Below are 14,928 nucleotides of genomic sequence, written 5' to 3'. Positions count from 1 at the left end.
GGATCATCGGTTTGGCTGTAATCCTTGATGGTGGTGGGTTTTCCTGTAAATAAGCAGATTTGTAACGCCATTCGCTTAAAAGGACCTCTGGCTTTTATCTTGTCAGTTTCAAATCTCGGTGTTAATTTCGAAACGTCGTTTCATTAACAAGCGATCAGCGTCCCATAAAAGCCACAAGAGGAAAGGCCATGTCCATCGGATTCAGAGTGCTCAAGCAGCCGCGTAAAGTCGCCGCCGAGTGGGTCGAGCGTTATCGAACCGTCCCCGTCGCCAACATCAGCGACTCGATGAACCGCATGACCGCAGGCGGCGCCGGCCTGCAACCGATGCACCGCTCGGGCGTGCTGGCAGGCCCGGCGTTGACCGTCAAGGCGCGGCCCGGGGATAACCTCATGCTGCACCACGCGCTGGATATTGCTGAGCCAGGCGACGTGATCGTTGTGGACGCAGGGGGTGACCTGAGCAATGCGCTGATAGGCGAAATGATGGTGGCTTATGCGATCAAGAAAGGCGTGGCGGGGGTTGTGATCAATGGGGCCATTCGTGATGCCGCCAGCATTGGCGCCGGGGCATTTCCAGTGTTTGCTGCCGGTATCACCCACCGTGGTCCTTACAAGGACGGCCCCGGCGAAGTCAATGTGCCGATTGCCCTCGGTGGCATGGTCATCGAGCCTGGCGACCTGATAATCGGTGATGAGGACGGTTTGCTCTGCGTGCCCTTCGATCAGGTCAGTGAGGTGTATGATCGCGCCCATGCCAAACATGCCGCCGAACAGAAGCAGCTTGAACAGATTGCTCTGGGCGAAAACGACCGTTCCTGGGTCTTGAAATCCCTTGTACAAAAGGGCTGTGAGTTTATTTGAATCCTGCTTCTGCCTCCCGCTGGCCCGCGCCCATTCGCGCGCTGAGCCATCGAAATTTCCAGATCTACTTTGTCGGCCAGGGCCTCTCCACCTTGGGCAAATGGGTGCAACAGGTTGCATTGTCCTGGCTCGCCTACCACTTGACGGGCTCGGCAGTACTGCTGGGTGCAATTGCGTTTCTGACGCTGCTGCCGCAATTGCTGGTCGGGCCATTGGCGGGTGCCTGGTCCGACCGGCACGACAAGCGTCGCCTGTTGATGGTTGTGCAAGCAGCACTGGCATTACAGTCTCTGGCCCTGGCCGTGCTCACCTGGCAGCACTGGATGGGGCGCGAAGTGATCATCGCTATGGCACTGCTGCTGGGCCTGCTCAACGCGCTGGAAACGCCCCTGCGGCAAGCGCTGATCGCCAGCTTCGTCGATGACCCCGGTGACCTGCCCAACGCGCTCGTTCTCAACGCGATGTTGATCAACGCCGCGCGCTTTATCGGCCCGCCGCTGGCCGGTTTGTTGATTGGCTGGAGCGGTGAGGCCGGTTGCTTCTTGTTGACCTCCATCGCGTTCGGCATGTTGCTGGTCGGCTTGAGCAACGTGCAGAGCCGTGCCCAGTCCAGGGCTCAGGGCTCGACTGGCGAGATCTTTCGTGAAGGGTTGCGCTACCTGTGGGGCACCGTGTCCATCCGGCGTTTGCTGATCAGTGTGGTGATGGTCAATCTGCTGGCCTCTGGCTACACGGTGTTGTTACCGATTCTGGCCAAACACGTGTTCAGCGGTGATGCACAAACGCTGGGCTGGTTGTGGGGGGCGGCGGGTGCCGGCGCTTTCTTGGCCACGATCTTCCTGGCGTTCGCCGGCAGCTCTTCGAACCTGAGTCGCATCATTGCGGTCGGCACTGTTGTTTGCGCAGGCTCGCTGTGCGCGGTAGCCGCCAACCCTGCGTTGTGGCTCACACTGGTGGCGCTCGCCGGGTTGGGCTTCGGGATCACCGTGAGTAATGTCAGCAGCAATATGACGCTGCAAAGCGCCGCCCCGGAAGCGCTGCGGGGCAGGGTTATCGCGTTCTACATCGCCATGCGGTTTGGTTTCGAAGCCATCGGCGGGCTGTTGGCCGGCTTGCTGGCGGCAGCGCTGAGCGTGCAGTGGACATTGATATTGGCCGGGAGCCTGCTCGGGTTTTATCAAATGCTCAGCTGGCACTTCAGCCGTCGGCGCGATTGATTGCAGTCAACAGCGCAAGCCCCATCGCCGGTAAGACGCGACCTTCTCGCAAAACACGCACCCCCGCTACGGTGGTGCGTGCGGGTGCATCAGAACTTGAACCGTCCCACCAACCCCTTCAGTTGCCCGGAAATATCCGTCAAGCGCCCAGACCCGGTCTGTGCCGAGTGTGCAAACCCTTCCACCAGACGGGCGTCAGCGTGGATCTGTGCGATGTGCCGGTTGATCTCTTCGGCCACTTGGTGCTGCTCTTCGGCGGCCGTGGCGATCTGGGTGTTCTGGTCGCGGATCGAATCGACTGAGCCACGGATCTTGTCGAAGCTGTCGCGGGCTTGCTGGATGCGTTCCACACTGGTGTTGGATACCAGCAGGCTGCCCTGCATCTGTTGAGTGACTTCCTGGGTGCGGCGGGCGAGGTTGCCCAGCAGGCTGTCGATCTCGCCGGTGGAGTCGGCGGTACGCCGGGCCAGGGCGCGTACTTCGTCGGCAACCACGGCAAACCCACGACCCTGGTCACCCGCACGTGCCGCTTCAATCGCAGCGTTGAGCGCGAGCAGGTTGGTCTGCTCGGCAATCGAGCGGATGGTGTCGAGGATGGTGTTGATATTTTTGCTGTCTTGTTCCAGCAACTGCATGGTCTGGGTCGAGCGTTGCAGGTCTTCGCTCAGCTTGAGCACGCTGCCGGTGGCTTCACCGATGTGTTGCTGGCCGTCGTGTACATCGCGGTAGCCTTCATCGGCACTTGAGGCCGCGGCGCTGCACGAGCGGGCCACCTCGTTGGCGGTGGCAACCATCTCATTGAACGCGGTGCTTACCAACTCCACGGCTTCACGCTGACGCCCGGCCGCGCTGTTCATGTTGTTGGCGACTTCGCTGGTATCGGCGGCGGCCGTTTGCAGGTCGGATGAAGCGTTGCCGATACGCTGCACCAGTTGGGCGATCATGCTCAGAAACTGGTTGAACCAACCTGCCAGGCTGGCCGTTTCATCCTTGCCTTCGACCTTGAGCTGACGGGTGAGGTCGCCTTCACCTTCGGCGATCTCTTGCAGGCCGTCGGCAACCCCGCGAATTGGACGCACGATCACCCGGGCAAAGCTGGCACCTACAATCGCGAACGCCACGGCCAGCACCGCTGCGATGGCGGCGATCAGCCAAGTGAGGTGTGCGGCCTGGGCCATGACTTCATCGCGTTTGATCAGGCCGATAAAGCGCCAGCCCAGGTCTTTGGAGCTCACCACGTTGGCCATGTACGTCACTCCATTGATGTCGATCCGGGTGACGCCGTCGCCCTGTTTGGCCAGCTCGGCGTAGTTGGCGCCCAGGTCAGCCAGGGGCTTGAAATTGTGTGTGGCATCGCTGGGGTCAACCAGCACGTTACCGTTCGCTTCAACCAACATCAGGTAGCCGCTGTCACCGAGCTTGATGTTGCGAACCAGTTCAGTCAGTTGCTTGAGCGATACGTCCAGGCCGACCACGCCGAGCACTTTTCCGGTGGCGTCGGCGACCGTGCGTACCGTGCCGATCAGTACCACATCGTCGGGTGCCCAGTAGTAGGCGCCGGTACGCACGGTGGTGCCCGGCGCAGCCACGGCCGCTTTGTACCAGGGGCGTACGCGCGGGTCGTAGTTGTTCAGTTTGGCGTCGTCCGGCCAACTGGCGTAGCCGCCATCGCTCAACCCCAGGGACAGGTAAGCGGTGCTGGGGTGGCTTTTGGCGAACTGGTCGAAAATGTCCAGAAGCGCTTTGTTCGTGGGGGTGAGGGGAATTTGCGCCGCATCGGCGCCAGCGTAGCTTTTGAGGTCCTTGGCCGCGACAACGCGCGGGTCCTTGGCCACATAGTCGACGTTCTGGCTGATGCCATCGAAGAACTGCTTCATGCCGTTGTCGATCTGGCGGATTTCGCGACCGCTGCTGTCGAGGAAATTGGCTTGGGCCCCCTCGCGCAGGTTCAACACCACCAGCACGGCCACCAGGATAACCGGCACGCACGCGATGGCTGCAAACGCCAGGGTCAGCTTTTGCTTGATATTCATGACTTCTCCCGCGGGTATTTATAGTTTTGGCAAGGAAAAAACGGTAGCGGTGAGCGTCGCATGTGTTGTTTTTGCAGAGGGCGGCCCATGCTCATCCGGTGTATCGACTGGGGCGATGAGCACTTTAGGCCGTTAAGAGGAAGCGGACGGACGGTCAGCCGAGGCGCTCGCTGCCCAGGGCATCGCGCTGCATCGACTGCAGGTTCCTTTCGATGGTTTCGCAGATGGTTTCCATCTGGATCTGGTGTTCGCTGGAATGAAACGGGCTTTGCAGGTCGGTGCCGATGCGCTCGATCGCCAGCAGCATAAAGCCCACCACCGTCGACGCCAGCGGTGTAAACCAACCCAAAGACTCCACCAGACCCACCGGCACGATCAGGCAGAACAGCGAAATGAACAGGCGCGGGAAGTACACGTAAGGGTAGGGCAGTGGCGTATTGGCGATGCGTTCCATGCCGCCTTGGGCGTTGGAGAGGTCCACCAATGTTGATTCCAGACGCGCCAGGCGAATGCTGTCCAGATGCCCGGCCTTGTATTCCCGGGCAAGTATCGCCGCCGAGCCGGTGAGGATGTCATTGGCAAAGTTGTTGGTGGCACCGTTGCGCGCAAATTCTTCGGCGGGGATAAATGCGCGCACCTCATCCGGGCATGGCTGGCCCTTGAGGTGCGCCGCGAGGCAGTTCACATAGGCGACGTGACGGCGCAGCAGGGTGGACTTGACCGGGTTGACCTCGGTGTCCGGGTCATCCATCAGGGTGAGCACCTGACGGGCAAAACTGCGTGAGTTATTGACCATTGCGCCCCACAACGTGCGCGCTTCCCACCAGCGGTTGTAGGCGCTGCTGTTACGAAAACTGATCAGTACCACCAGCGCCGAACCCAGCAGGGTAAGCGGCATCAGCGGCAAATTGATTTTGGTGGTGAGAAACAGCATGAAGTCCACCGTCACGGCGACATCCCACAACAACAGCCAGAACAGGGCCCAGCCCACATAGCCCATGGTCTTGATGATCAAACGATACTTTTTGATGATGGCGGCTTTCAAACGACAACCTCGCGGCGAGCAGTTGGCAACGGTGCCTTAGCTCGGACGCGGGTCTGGGGGAAAGGTTCGGCGTTAATGTTTGCGCAGGCTGAATCGTTTCCGATCGCCAGGGTGTCAGCCGTCGATGCGCTCAATCACATGCGGCCCATCATGGCGCGGATTACCAACCGCCGCGTCCACGCGAAACCATTCAAACGCCTCGGCCGGTTCACCCTGAAACATCACCATCTGCTCGGCACGCCCTCTGAGTGTGGCCGGGTCCAGCCATTCGCGCGCCAGTTCCGGGTTGAGCACCACCGGTCTGCGGTCATGAATATCGATCATGCCGCCGGCACTGTCGGCCGTGATGATCACAAACCCGTCATCCTCACCCGCGCCTTCATCGGTGTCCGGTAACTGGCCAATTGCGGCACAAAACACCGGTTCACCGTCGCGACGGCGAATCAGATAAGGCTGTTTTTTCGGACCGCCTTCGTCCACCCATTCAAACCAGCTGTCGATCGGCGCGATGGCGCGGTGCGGCCAGATCGCGCGAAAGAACGGGCCATTGGCGACTTTCTCCACGCGCGCATTGATCGGCGGCGCGCGGTCTTTGGCCCAGTGCGGGCGCCAGCCCCAGCGCACGCGGTCGGCGTGCAGCAGTTCGTTTTCAAGGTGGAGCAGGGCGACTGGCGTCGAAGGCGCCACGTTGTAGCGTTCAAGGGGTTGCTCGCCCACGCTGTTGACCAGGGCATTGGGCATGCTCAAGGCGGCCACAAAGTCGTGGATGCCCCGGTACTGCGTCAGTCGTCCGCACATGGCTGATCCCTCAGGCTGTCACCTGAGCGTAGCCGCAGATGCGCGGGTTACAACGGCGTCAGCACATTCATCACGGTGTCCAGCGCCACGCGGGTGTCGTCGAGTTGCACCAGCGAGGCGTGCCGGGCGCCGAGGGCGTCGCGGTTCTGGATGGCCGTGAGGATCGCCTTGTGGCGCGGCAGGCTGAGGCCCTGGATGTCGGGGCGGCGGTTGGTGATGTTGATCGACTCGCGCAGCGGCAGCGAGAGCATGTTGCACATGTAGGCGAGCAAGTCGTTGCGGGTGGCGTCGGCGATGGCGCGATGAAAGTCGAGGTCGGCCTGCAGTAGGTCGTCGTGAGTCTTCGCGGTTTCCATGCCCAGGTAAGCTTTTTCGATGGTGGCGATGTCTTCAGCGGTGGCGGTGGTCGCGGCCATGGCGGCGATTTCCGGTTCAAGAATGCGCCGCACCCCCGCCAGCGTATTGAAGAACTCGCTGTGGGGCGTGGACTGCATCAGCCACGACAGCACGTCCGGGTCGAGCAAGTGCCATTTCAGGCGCGGGCGCACCACTGCGCCCACCCGTGGCTTGGAATACACCAGGCCCTTGGCGCTGAGCACCCGGGTCGCTTCGCGCAATACCGAACGGCTGACCTTGTACTCCTCGCAGAGCGTGGCCTCCATGGGCAGGCGTTCTTCGGGCTTGAAGCGGCCGGAAACGATGTGCATGCCCAAGTCCTGAACGATCTGGGCATGCATGCTCTTGCGCGGCTTGGGCGGCTGGTGATCCATAACGACGGACGGCTCTGACTAGGTTCGCGGCATCATAGCATCCCACTTAGTGGGAATGACGCGGTACTTCAGCCCCACGGCAGCCCACCAGGAAGTCAAAGTCGCAGCCCTGATCGGCCTGCAACACGTGGTCGATGTACAGCTGGCGGTAGCCGCCGACGATGAGTTTCTGCGGCGGCGCCAAATCTGCCATGCGCGCCGCCAGCTCTGTGTCGGGGATGTCCAGGTGCAGGCGGCCGTTAGCGCAGTCGAGTTCGATCCAGTCGCCTTCCTTCACCGTGGCCAACGGCCCGCCGGCGGCGGCTTCCGGCGCCACGTGCAACACCACCGTGCCGTAGGCGGTGCCGCTCATGCGCGCGTCGGAAATGCGCACCATGTCGGTCACGCCCTGGGCCAACAGCTTGGCCGGCAAGCCCATGTTGCCGACTTCGGCCATGCCCGGATAACCCTTGGGCCCGCAGTTTTTCATGACCAGAATCGAGTTGGCGTCCACGTCCAGTTCGGGGTCGTTGATGCGCGCTTTGTACATGTCGAAGTCTTCAAACACCACCGCGCGGCCGCGGTGCTGCATCAGCTCGGGGCTGGCCGCAGACGGCTTGAGCACCGCGCCGAGCGGGGCGAGGTTGCCGCGCAGCACACAGATGCCGCCGTCGGCGCGGATCGGGTTGTCGAGGGTGCGGATCACTTCGTCCTGACCATAGATCGGCGAGTCCTTGGTGTTGTCGCCCAGGGATTTGCCGTTGACGGTCAGGGCGTTCGGATGCGGAATCAGATTCGCTTCGCCGAGACGCCGCAGCACCGCGGGCAGGCCGCCGGCGTAGTAGAACTCCTCCATCAGGAAACGCCCCGACGGTTGCAGGTCAACGATGGTCGGCACGCCACGGCCCATGCGGGTCCAGTCGTCGAGGTCGAGTTCCACGCCGATGCGCCCGGCGATGGCCTTCAGGTGAATCACGGCGTTGGTCGAACCGCCGATGGCGGCATTCACGCGGATCGCGTTTTCAAATGCCTCTTTCGTCAGGATCTTCGACAGTTTCAAATCTTCGCGCACCATCTCAACCGCGCGCATGCCGGACATATGCGCCAGCACATAGCGCCGCGCATCCACCGCCGGAATCGCCGCGTTGTGCGGCAACGAGGTGCCCAGCGCTTCGGCCATGCAGGCCATGGTCGAGGCGGTGCCCATGGTGTTGCAGGTGCCCGCAGAGCGCGACATGCCGCCCTCGGCCGCAAGGAAATCATCCAGAGTAATCGTGCCGGCCTTGACCTGCTCGCTGAGCTGCCACACCACCGTGCCCGAACCAATGTCCTGGCCCTTGTGCTTGCCGTTGAGCATCGGCCCGCCGGTGACCACGATCGCCGGCACGTCGCAACTGGCCGCGCCCATCAGCAGTGCCGGGGTGGTTTTGTCGCAACCGGTAAGCAGCACCACGCCGTCAATCGGGTTGCCGCGAATGGCTTCTTCCACGTCCATGCTCGCCAGGTTGCGCGTGAGCATCGCGGTCGGGCGCAGGTTCGATTCGCCGTTGGAGAACACCGGGAACTCCACGGGAAAGCCACCGGCCTCGATCACGCCGCGTTTGACGTGCTCGGCAATCTGGCGGAAATGCGCGTTGCACGGGGTCAGCTCCGACCAGGTGTTACAGATGCCGATGATCGGTTTGCCATGAAACTGATGGTCGGCAATGCCCTGGTTCTTCATCCAGCTGCGGTACATGAAACCGTTCTTGTCGGCGGTGCCAAACCACTGGGCGGAGCGTAGGGCGGGCGTTTTATCAGGCATGATCGATTCTCTTATTGTATGACTATATGTTCTATATAGTCGTAAACATAAGCGCAAAATCGATGCTTTGGAAGTGTTGTCTTGTAAATAGTCGTACTATATAGTCGGTCCAACTGAGGCGTTGCCCTGGCGATTTTTCGCCAGAGGCGCGCCCCCCGAGCTTCTATAAAAACAACAATCGGAGATCGACCCCATGAGCCAGGAATTGCGGCTTATTCGGCGCATCACGCTGAAACTGATTCCATTCCTGATCCTGCTGTACCTGATCGCCTACGTGGACCGCTCGGCGGTGGGCTTTGCCAAACTGCACATGGGTGCCGACGTCGGCATTGGCGACGCCGCCTATGGGTTGGGTGCGGGGTTGTTCTTCATTGGCTACTTTCTCTTCGAAATCCCCAGCAACCTGATGCTCGACCGCTTCGGCGCGCGGCGCTGGTTTGCGCGGATCATGCTGACCTGGGGCGCCATCACCATCGGCATGGCGTTCGTGCAGGGGCCGCAGAGTTTCTACGTCATGCGCTTTTTGCTCGGCGCGGCGGAAGCCGGGTTCTTCCCGGGCGTTCTCTACTACATCACTCAATGGTTCCCGGTGCGCCATCGCGGCAAGATTCTCGGGCTGTTCATCCTTTCGCAACCCATCGCGATGATGATTACCGGTCCTGTGTCTGGCGGATTGCTTGGCATGGACGGCATCCTCGGCCTGCACGGCTGGCAATGGCTGTTTATCGTGATCGGCACCCCGGCGCTGCTGCTGACCTGGCCGGTGCTGCGTTTTCTGCCGGATGGCCCCAAGCAAGTCAGCTGGATGACCGAGAACGAAAAAACCTGGCTCACCGGCGAGCTGAATAAAGACCTGCAAGCCTACGGCCAGACCCGTCACGGCAACCCGCTGCAGGCGCTCAAAGACACGCGGGTGTTGCTGCTGGCGCTGTTTTACCTGCCGGTGACCCTGAGCATTTATGGCCTGGGCCTGTGGCTGCCGACCCTGATCAAGCAATTCGGCGGCAGCGACCTCACCACCGGTTTCATCTCTGCCGTGCCCTACATCTTCGGGATCATCGGGCTGCTGATCATCCCGGGCAGTTCCGACCGTTTGAATGACCGCTACGGCCACCTCGCCGTGCTCTATGTGCTCGGCGCCATCGGCCTGTTCTGCAGCGCCTGGCTGAGTGTGCCGGTGCTGCAAATGGCCGCGCTGTGCCTGGCGGCGTTTGCGCTGTTTTCCTGCACTGCGGTGTTCTGGACCTTGCCGGGGCGGTTTTTTGCCGGTGCCAGTGCGGCGGCGGGCATTGCGCTGATCAATTCGGTGGGCAACCTAGGCGGCTATATCGGCCCGTTCGTGATCGGTGCGCTCAAGGAATACACCGGCAACCTGGCTTCGGGCTTGTACTTTCTGTCCGGGGTGATGGTGTTCGGGCTGGTCTTGACCGGCGTGGTTTACCGCGTGCTGGAGCGCAAGCACGTGCTGCCTGTCGACCAGTTTTCCGCCAGTGCGCGTGGCGCTTCACGACTTTAATCCAGGAGAAATTTAATGCGTTTGGTTCAGTTCGAATTACGTAATGGCGAGCGTCGCGTTGGCGTCGTCGAAGGCAGCAAACTGCGCGAAGTGACCGGTGCGCGTACGGTACGCGAACTGGCCCTGGCGGCCATCGAAGCCGGTGTGGATTTGGCGCAACAGGTCAACAGCCTCGGCTTGGGCGACAGCTACGACTACGCCGCGTTGTTGGCGGACCTGAAAATCCTGCCGCCGCTGGACCACCCGGACCCGGCGCACATGTTGATCAGCGGCACCGGTCTGACCCACTTGGGCAGCGCCTCGGCGCGGGACAAAATGCACCAGGCCGCTGACGACACCGCTCTGACCGACAGCATGCGCATCTTCCAATGGGGCGTGGAGGGCGGTAAGCCGGCCGCCGGTCAGGCAGGCGTGCAACCCGAGTGGTTTTACAAAGGCGACGGCAGCATCGTTGTGCGTCCGGGTGGGGCGTTCCCGGTGCCACCGTTTGCCGAAGACGCCGGAGAAGAGCCGGAAATCGGCGGCCTTTACGTGATCGGCCACGACAGCAAGCCCTACCGCGTGGGGTTTGCCGTGGGCAACGAGTTCTCCGACCACATCATGGAACGCAAGAATTACCTGTACCTGGCCCATTCCAAACTGCGCAGTTGCAGCTATGGCCCGGAGCTGCGCGTGGGCGAGTTGCCCGAGCACCTGGCGGGTACCAGCCGCATCCTGCGCAACGGCGAGGAAATCTGGCGGAACGAATTCCTCAGTGGCGAGGCCAATATGTGCCACAGCCTGCAAAACCTCGAATACCACCATTTCAAATACCGCCAGTTCCTCACGCCGGGTGATGTGCATATTCACTTTTTCGGCACCGCCACGTTGTCATTCGCCGACGGCATACGCACTCAGCCGGGGGATGTGTTCGAGATCAGCCAGGCCGAGTTCGGCGCGCCGCTGGTCAACCGTGTCGGCACCAGCGATGCGGCCTTTGAACCCGGCGACGTCATCACGCTTTAAGGAGATCACCATGACCCCGTTTCTCGGCCACAACTACATCGGCGGGCAGCGCAGCGCCAACGGCAGTGTCACGCTGAAAAGCGTCGATGCCACCACCGGCGAAGCCTTGCCCCAGGGCTTCTACCAGGCCACGCCCGAAGAGGTCGACGCTGCCGCCCAAGCGGCCGCCGCTGCTTACCCGGCGTACCGCGCATTAAGCGCCTCGCGCCGCGCGCAATTCCTGGATGCGGTGGCCGATGAGCTGGACGCGCTGGGGGATGATTTCGTTGCGCTGGTTTGCCGTGAAACCGCGCTGCCGGCTGCACGGATCAAAGGCGAGCGCGGGCGCACCAGCGGTCAGATGCGCCTGTTCGCAACGGTGCTGCGTCGCGGCGATTTCTACGGGGCGCGTATCGACAGGGCACTGCCCGATCGCCAGCCGCTGCCGCGTCCGGACCTGCGCCAATACCGCATCGGCCTCGGCCCCGTGGCCGTGTTTGGTGCAAGCAACTTCCCCCTGGCGTTCTCCACCGCCGGCGGCGATACGGCGGCGGCATTCGCGGCAGGCTGCCCGGTGGTGTTCAAGGCTCATAGCGGGCACATGGCGACGGCTGAGCGCGTCGCCGATGCGATCATTCGGGCGGCCGAGGCCACCGAGATGCCGGCGGGCGTGTTCAACATGATTTTCGGTGATGGCGTGGGTGAGGCGTTGGTCAAGCACCCGGCGATCCAGGCCGTGGGTTTCACCGGCTCGCTTAAGGGCGGGCGTGCCTTGTGCGACATGGCAGCCGCACGCGCGCAGCCGATCCCGGTATTTGCCGAAATGTCGAGCATCAACCCGGTGATCGTATTGCCTCAGGCACTCCAGGCCCGTGCCGAGAGCATCGCCCGCGACCTGACGGCCTCGGTGGTGCAGGGTTGCGGCCAGTTCTGCACCAACCCCGGTTTGGTGATCGGTATTGCATCAGCGCAGTTCACCGCGTTCACCCGGCAGGTCGCCCAATTGATCGGCGATCAACCGGCGCAAACCATGCTCAATGCGGGCACCTTGAACAGCTACGGCAAAGGCCTGGAAAAGCTCCTGGCACACCCGGGCATTCAGCACTTGGCGGGCAGCGCGCAAACGGGCAAACAGGCGCAGCCGCAGCTGTTCAAGGCTGACGTGCAGCTGTTGATCGACGGCGATGAAGTACTGCAGGAAGAAGTGTTTGGCCCGACCACCGTGTTTGTTGAAGTCGCCGACAAGGCCCAGCTCAGCGCCGCCTTGAACGGGCTGCACGGCCAGCTCACCGCGACGATCATTGGCGAACCGGCCGACTTTGATCAGTTCGCCGAACTGACGCCGCTGCTGGAGCAAAAGGTCGGCCGTATCCTGCTCAACGGCTACCCGACCGGCGTTGAAGTCTGCGATTCGATGGTTCACGGCGGCCCGTATCCTGCCACCTCGGATGCCCGTGGCACCTCGGTCGGCAGCTTGGCCATCGAGCGTTTTCTGCGCCCCGTGTGCTTCCAGAATTACCCTGATAGCCTGCTGCCCGACGCGTTGAAAAACGCCAATCCGTTGCGTATCCAGCGGCTGGTGGATGGCACGCCATCCCGTGAACCGCTGTGACGCGCAGCCGAAAACAATAAAAATCCAGGAGGCTACATGTCGTGTATCGCCGTTACCCCGCACCGCGCGCAGTTGGGCGAAGGTCCGTTCTGGGACGTGCCGACCCAGGCGCTGTATTGGGTCAATATCGCCGGCAAACAGGCGCTGCGTTTGATGGATGGGCAATTGCGCATTTGGCAATTGCCCGAGCATGTCTCGGCATTTATCCCGTGTGAAAGCGGCGATGCGCTGGTGACCTTGAGCAGCGGTGTTTACCGGCTCGACCTGGTCACCGAAGCCCTGACCCTGCTGTGCGTGGCCGACCCGCAACCGGGTAACCGCGGTAATGAAGCACGCTGCGATGCCAAGGGCCGCCTGTGGTTGGGCACCATGCAAAACAATATTGGCGAGAACGGCGAAGACTTGCCGATCACGCGGCGCTCCGGTGGGCTATTTCGGATTGATGCCGATGCGCAGGTCACGCCGCTGCTGAGTGGGCTGGGTATTCCCAACACCCTGCTCTGGAATGATGACGGCACCGAGGTGACTTTCGGCGACAGCATGGACGAGACGCTGTACCGGTATTCGATCCAGCCCGATGGCCAACTCGACCCCGCCACCCTGTGGTTCGGGTCGCACGCGCACGGCGGGCCGGATGGTTCGGCGATGGATGCCGAAGGCTATATCTGGAACGCGCGTTGGGATGGCAGTTGCCTGCTGCGCCTGACGCCCGGCGGTGAAGTGGACCGTGTCATCGAACTGCCTGTCAGTCGCCCAACCAGTTGCGTATTCGGTGGGCCGAACCTGACCACTTTGTATATCACCAGTGCCGCCAGCCCATTGGATCACCCTCTGGATGGCGCGGTATTGGCCATTGAGGTCGACGTGGCAGGCAAGCCCTGTCACCGCTTTGCCGGATAAACCCAAGACTTTAAAACAACAACAAGGAGTCACCCGTATGAATCGTCGTCGTGGTTTGCGTTCCCTGTGCTGCGCCGCTGTGGCGGTCTCGACCCTGAGCTTGAGCGGGCTGTTGCTCGCCGCTGAGGAAGTGAAGATCGGTTTTCTGGTCAAGCAGGCTGAAGAGCCGTGGTTCCAGACCGAATGGGCCTTTGCCGAAAAAGCCGGCAAGGAACATGGTTTCACTGTGATCAAGATCGCTGTGCCCGATGGCGAGAAAACCCTTTCGGCGATCGACAGCCTGGCGGCCAACGGCGCGAAGGGCTTTGTGATCTGCCCGCCGGATGTGTCGCTCGGCCCGGCCATTGTTGCCAAGGCCAAGGCTAACGGGCTGAAAGTGATTGCGGTAGATGACCGTTTTGTCGACGCCAAGGGCAATTTCATGGAGGACGTGCCATACCTTGGTATGGCGGCGTTTGAGGTGGGCCAGAAGCAGGGCGCCGCGATGGCGGCGGAGGCGAAAAAGCGCGGGTGGGAGTGGAAGGATACGTATGCGGTGATCAATACCTTCAACGAGCTTGATACCGGTAAAAAGCGCACTGACGGTTCGGTTAAATCCCTGGAGGATGCGGGTATTCCCAAGGATCACATTCTGTTTACGGCTGCCAAGACGCTGGATGTTCCCGGCAGCATGGATGCGACCAATTCGGCGCTGGTCAAGCTGCCGAGTGGTGCGAAGCACTTGATTATTGGTGGCATGAACGACAACACGGTGCTGGGTGGGGTGCGTGCGACTGAGAGTGCGGGGTTTGCTGCGGCTAATGTGATTGGCATTGGCATCAATGGGACGGATGCGATTGGCGAGCTGAAAAAAGCTGACAGCGGGTTTTTTGGCTCGATGCTGCCTAGTCCGCATATTGAGGGGTATAACACGGCGCTGATGATGTATGAGTGGGTGACCAAAGGTACGGAGCCGCCGAAGTACACCGCCATGGATGAGGTGACGTTGATCACGCGTGCGAACTTTAAGCAGGAGCTGGAGAAGATCGGTTTGTGGAACTGACTTTTTGGTTTGGCGGCCGCCGTGATGGGGCCGCTCGAAGCACGAATGCCGATTCGTGTCCTTGTGAAGTTCAAATGTGGGAGCTGGCTTGCCTGCGATAGCGGCCTGAAGGCTGGACACTCTCTCACTGATGCCCACGATCCAACTGTGGGAGCGGGCTTGCTCGCGAAGGCTATGGGTCAGGCACTAGGGGGTTAGGGTCGGAGTACATATCCATTGCTGCGGTAACGGCCGCCTAGGGTTCCGCCCTTACGGCGGGTCACTTTTGGAAGGACCCAAAAGTAACCAAAAGGTCCTCGCCCCACCACTCGGCACCTCGCCTAGGCTCGGTGTGCCCTCACTCCGGCTTGAATCCGTGGGCCGCC

At 61.5% G+C, this 14,928-nt stretch carries 11 protein-coding genes and 2 pseudogenes; 7 read left to right on the top strand and 6 right to left on the bottom strand.

Going from position 1 to position 14,928, the window contains the following annotated elements; translation table 11 throughout:
- Nucleotides 1-188 precede the first annotated feature (188 nt).
- Nucleotides 189-863, top strand: coding sequence for an RraA family protein (locus BFW87_RS28375; RefSeq protein ID WP_078743026.1), 675 nt, complete (start codon nt 189-191; stop codon nt 861-863).
- Entirely contained in the window at nt 860-2,080 is a 1,221-nt protein-coding gene (locus BFW87_RS28370; RefSeq protein WP_078743025.1) for an MFS transporter, read from the top strand. Before BFW87_RS28375 ends, BFW87_RS28370 begins: the two co-directional genes overlap by 4 nt.
- Nucleotides 2,081-2,169: 89 nt before the next feature.
- On the opposite strand, the pseudogene BFW87_RS32675 reads toward BFW87_RS28370, so the two are convergent.
- From BFW87_RS32675 to BFW87_RS28345, 6 genes and pseudogenes are all read right to left on the bottom strand, one after another.
- Nucleotides 2,170-2,706, bottom strand: a pseudogene (locus BFW87_RS32675) (methyl-accepting chemotaxis protein); the annotation flags it as partial.
- Nucleotides 2,707-3,033: 327 nt separating this feature from the next.
- Nucleotides 3,034-4,113, bottom strand: a pseudogene (locus tag BFW87_RS32670) (HAMP domain-containing protein); the annotation flags it as partial.
- Nucleotides 4,114-4,267: 154 nt separating this feature from the next.
- The gene (locus tag BFW87_RS28360; protein WP_078743023.1) at nt 4,268-5,158 is read right to left on the bottom strand and encodes a bestrophin family protein; all 891 of its coding nucleotides are present in this window, start codon (nt 5,156-5,158) and stop codon (nt 4,268-4,270) included.
- A gap of 114 nt (nt 5,159-5,272) precedes the next feature.
- Nucleotides 5,273-5,956: an SOS response-associated peptidase gene (locus BFW87_RS28355; RefSeq protein WP_078743022.1), complete on the bottom strand. Its 684-nt coding sequence runs from the start codon at nt 5,954-5,956 to the stop codon at nt 5,273-5,275.
- A gap of 47 nt (nt 5,957-6,003) precedes the next feature.
- On the bottom strand, nt 6,004-6,726 hold the full coding sequence (locus tag BFW87_RS28350; protein ID WP_078743021.1) for a FadR/GntR family transcriptional regulator: 723 nt from the start codon (nt 6,724-6,726) through the stop codon (nt 6,004-6,006).
- Between the two features lie 46 nt (nt 6,727-6,772).
- Nucleotides 6,773-8,509 carry an IlvD/Edd family dehydratase gene (locus tag BFW87_RS28345; protein ID WP_078743020.1) on the bottom strand — a complete coding sequence of 579 codons (1,737 nt, stop codon included), beginning with the start codon at nt 8,507-8,509 and terminating at the stop codon, nt 6,773-6,775.
- Between the two features lie 193 nt (nt 8,510-8,702).
- Between BFW87_RS28345 and BFW87_RS28340 the strand changes: the two genes are divergently transcribed.
- From BFW87_RS28340 to BFW87_RS28320, 5 genes are read left to right on the top strand one after another with little or no spacing between them, the layout of a single operon-like run.
- Nucleotides 8,703-10,025 (top strand): MFS transporter, encoded by a 1,323-nt coding sequence (locus tag BFW87_RS28340; protein ID WP_078743019.1) that lies wholly within the window; start codon nt 8,703-8,705, stop codon nt 10,023-10,025.
- A gap of 15 nt (nt 10,026-10,040) precedes the next feature.
- Entirely contained in the window at nt 10,041-11,030 is a 990-nt protein-coding gene (araD1, locus tag BFW87_RS28335) for an AraD1 family protein (RefSeq protein ID WP_078743018.1), read from the top strand.
- Nucleotides 11,031-11,040: 10 nt separating this feature from the next.
- Nucleotides 11,041-12,621 (top strand): aldehyde dehydrogenase (NADP(+)), encoded by a 1,581-nt coding sequence (locus BFW87_RS28330; RefSeq protein ID WP_078743017.1) that lies wholly within the window; start codon nt 11,041-11,043, stop codon nt 12,619-12,621.
- A gap of 36 nt (nt 12,622-12,657) precedes the next feature.
- A complete protein-coding gene (locus BFW87_RS28325; protein ID WP_078743016.1) occupies nt 12,658-13,521 on the top strand; it encodes an SMP-30/gluconolactonase/LRE family protein in 864 nt (287 codons plus the stop codon).
- 37 nt (nt 13,522-13,558) lie between these two features.
- Nucleotides 13,559-14,563 carry a substrate-binding domain-containing protein gene (locus BFW87_RS28320; protein WP_078743015.1) on the top strand — a complete coding sequence of 335 codons (1,005 nt, stop codon included), beginning with the start codon at nt 13,559-13,561 and terminating at the stop codon, nt 14,561-14,563.
- Nucleotides 14,564-14,928: the final 365 nt, after the last annotated feature.

Origin of the sequence: Pseudomonas fluorescens, assembly GCF_002022275.1 — a bacterium.
Classification (GTDB): Bacteria; Pseudomonadota; Gammaproteobacteria; order Pseudomonadales; family Pseudomonadaceae; genus Aquipseudomonas; species Aquipseudomonas fluorescens_AJ.
This window is presented reverse-complemented; position numbering and strand designations above follow the sequence as displayed.

Bases quoted from the DNA above. Each gene is read 5' to 3' on its own strand.
- BFW87_RS28375 (WP_078743026.1), top strand. From the start codon at position 189: ATGTCCATCGGATTCAGAGTGCTCAAGCAGCCGCGTAAAGTCGCCGCC.
- BFW87_RS28355 (WP_078743022.1), bottom strand. From the start codon at position 5,956: ATGTGCGGACGACTGACGCAGTACCGGGGCATCCACGACTTTGTGGCC.
- BFW87_RS28350 (WP_078743021.1), bottom strand. From the start codon at position 6,726: ATGGATCACCAGCCGCCCAAGCCGCGCAAGAGCATGCATGCCCAGATC.
- BFW87_RS28345 (WP_078743020.1), bottom strand. From the start codon at position 8,509: ATGCCTGATAAAACGCCCGCCCTACGCTCCGCCCAGTGGTTTGGCACC.
- BFW87_RS28340 (WP_078743019.1), top strand. From the start codon at position 8,703: ATGAGCCAGGAATTGCGGCTTATTCGGCGCATCACGCTGAAACTGATT.
- araD1 (WP_078743018.1), top strand. From the start codon at position 10,041: ATGCGTTTGGTTCAGTTCGAATTACGTAATGGCGAGCGTCGCGTTGGC.
- BFW87_RS28330 (WP_078743017.1), top strand. From the start codon at position 11,041: ATGACCCCGTTTCTCGGCCACAACTACATCGGCGGGCAGCGCAGCGCC.
- BFW87_RS28325 (WP_078743016.1), top strand. From the start codon at position 12,658: ATGTCGTGTATCGCCGTTACCCCGCACCGCGCGCAGTTGGGCGAAGGT.
- BFW87_RS28320 (WP_078743015.1), top strand. From the start codon at position 13,559: ATGAATCGTCGTCGTGGTTTGCGTTCCCTGTGCTGCGCCGCTGTGGCG.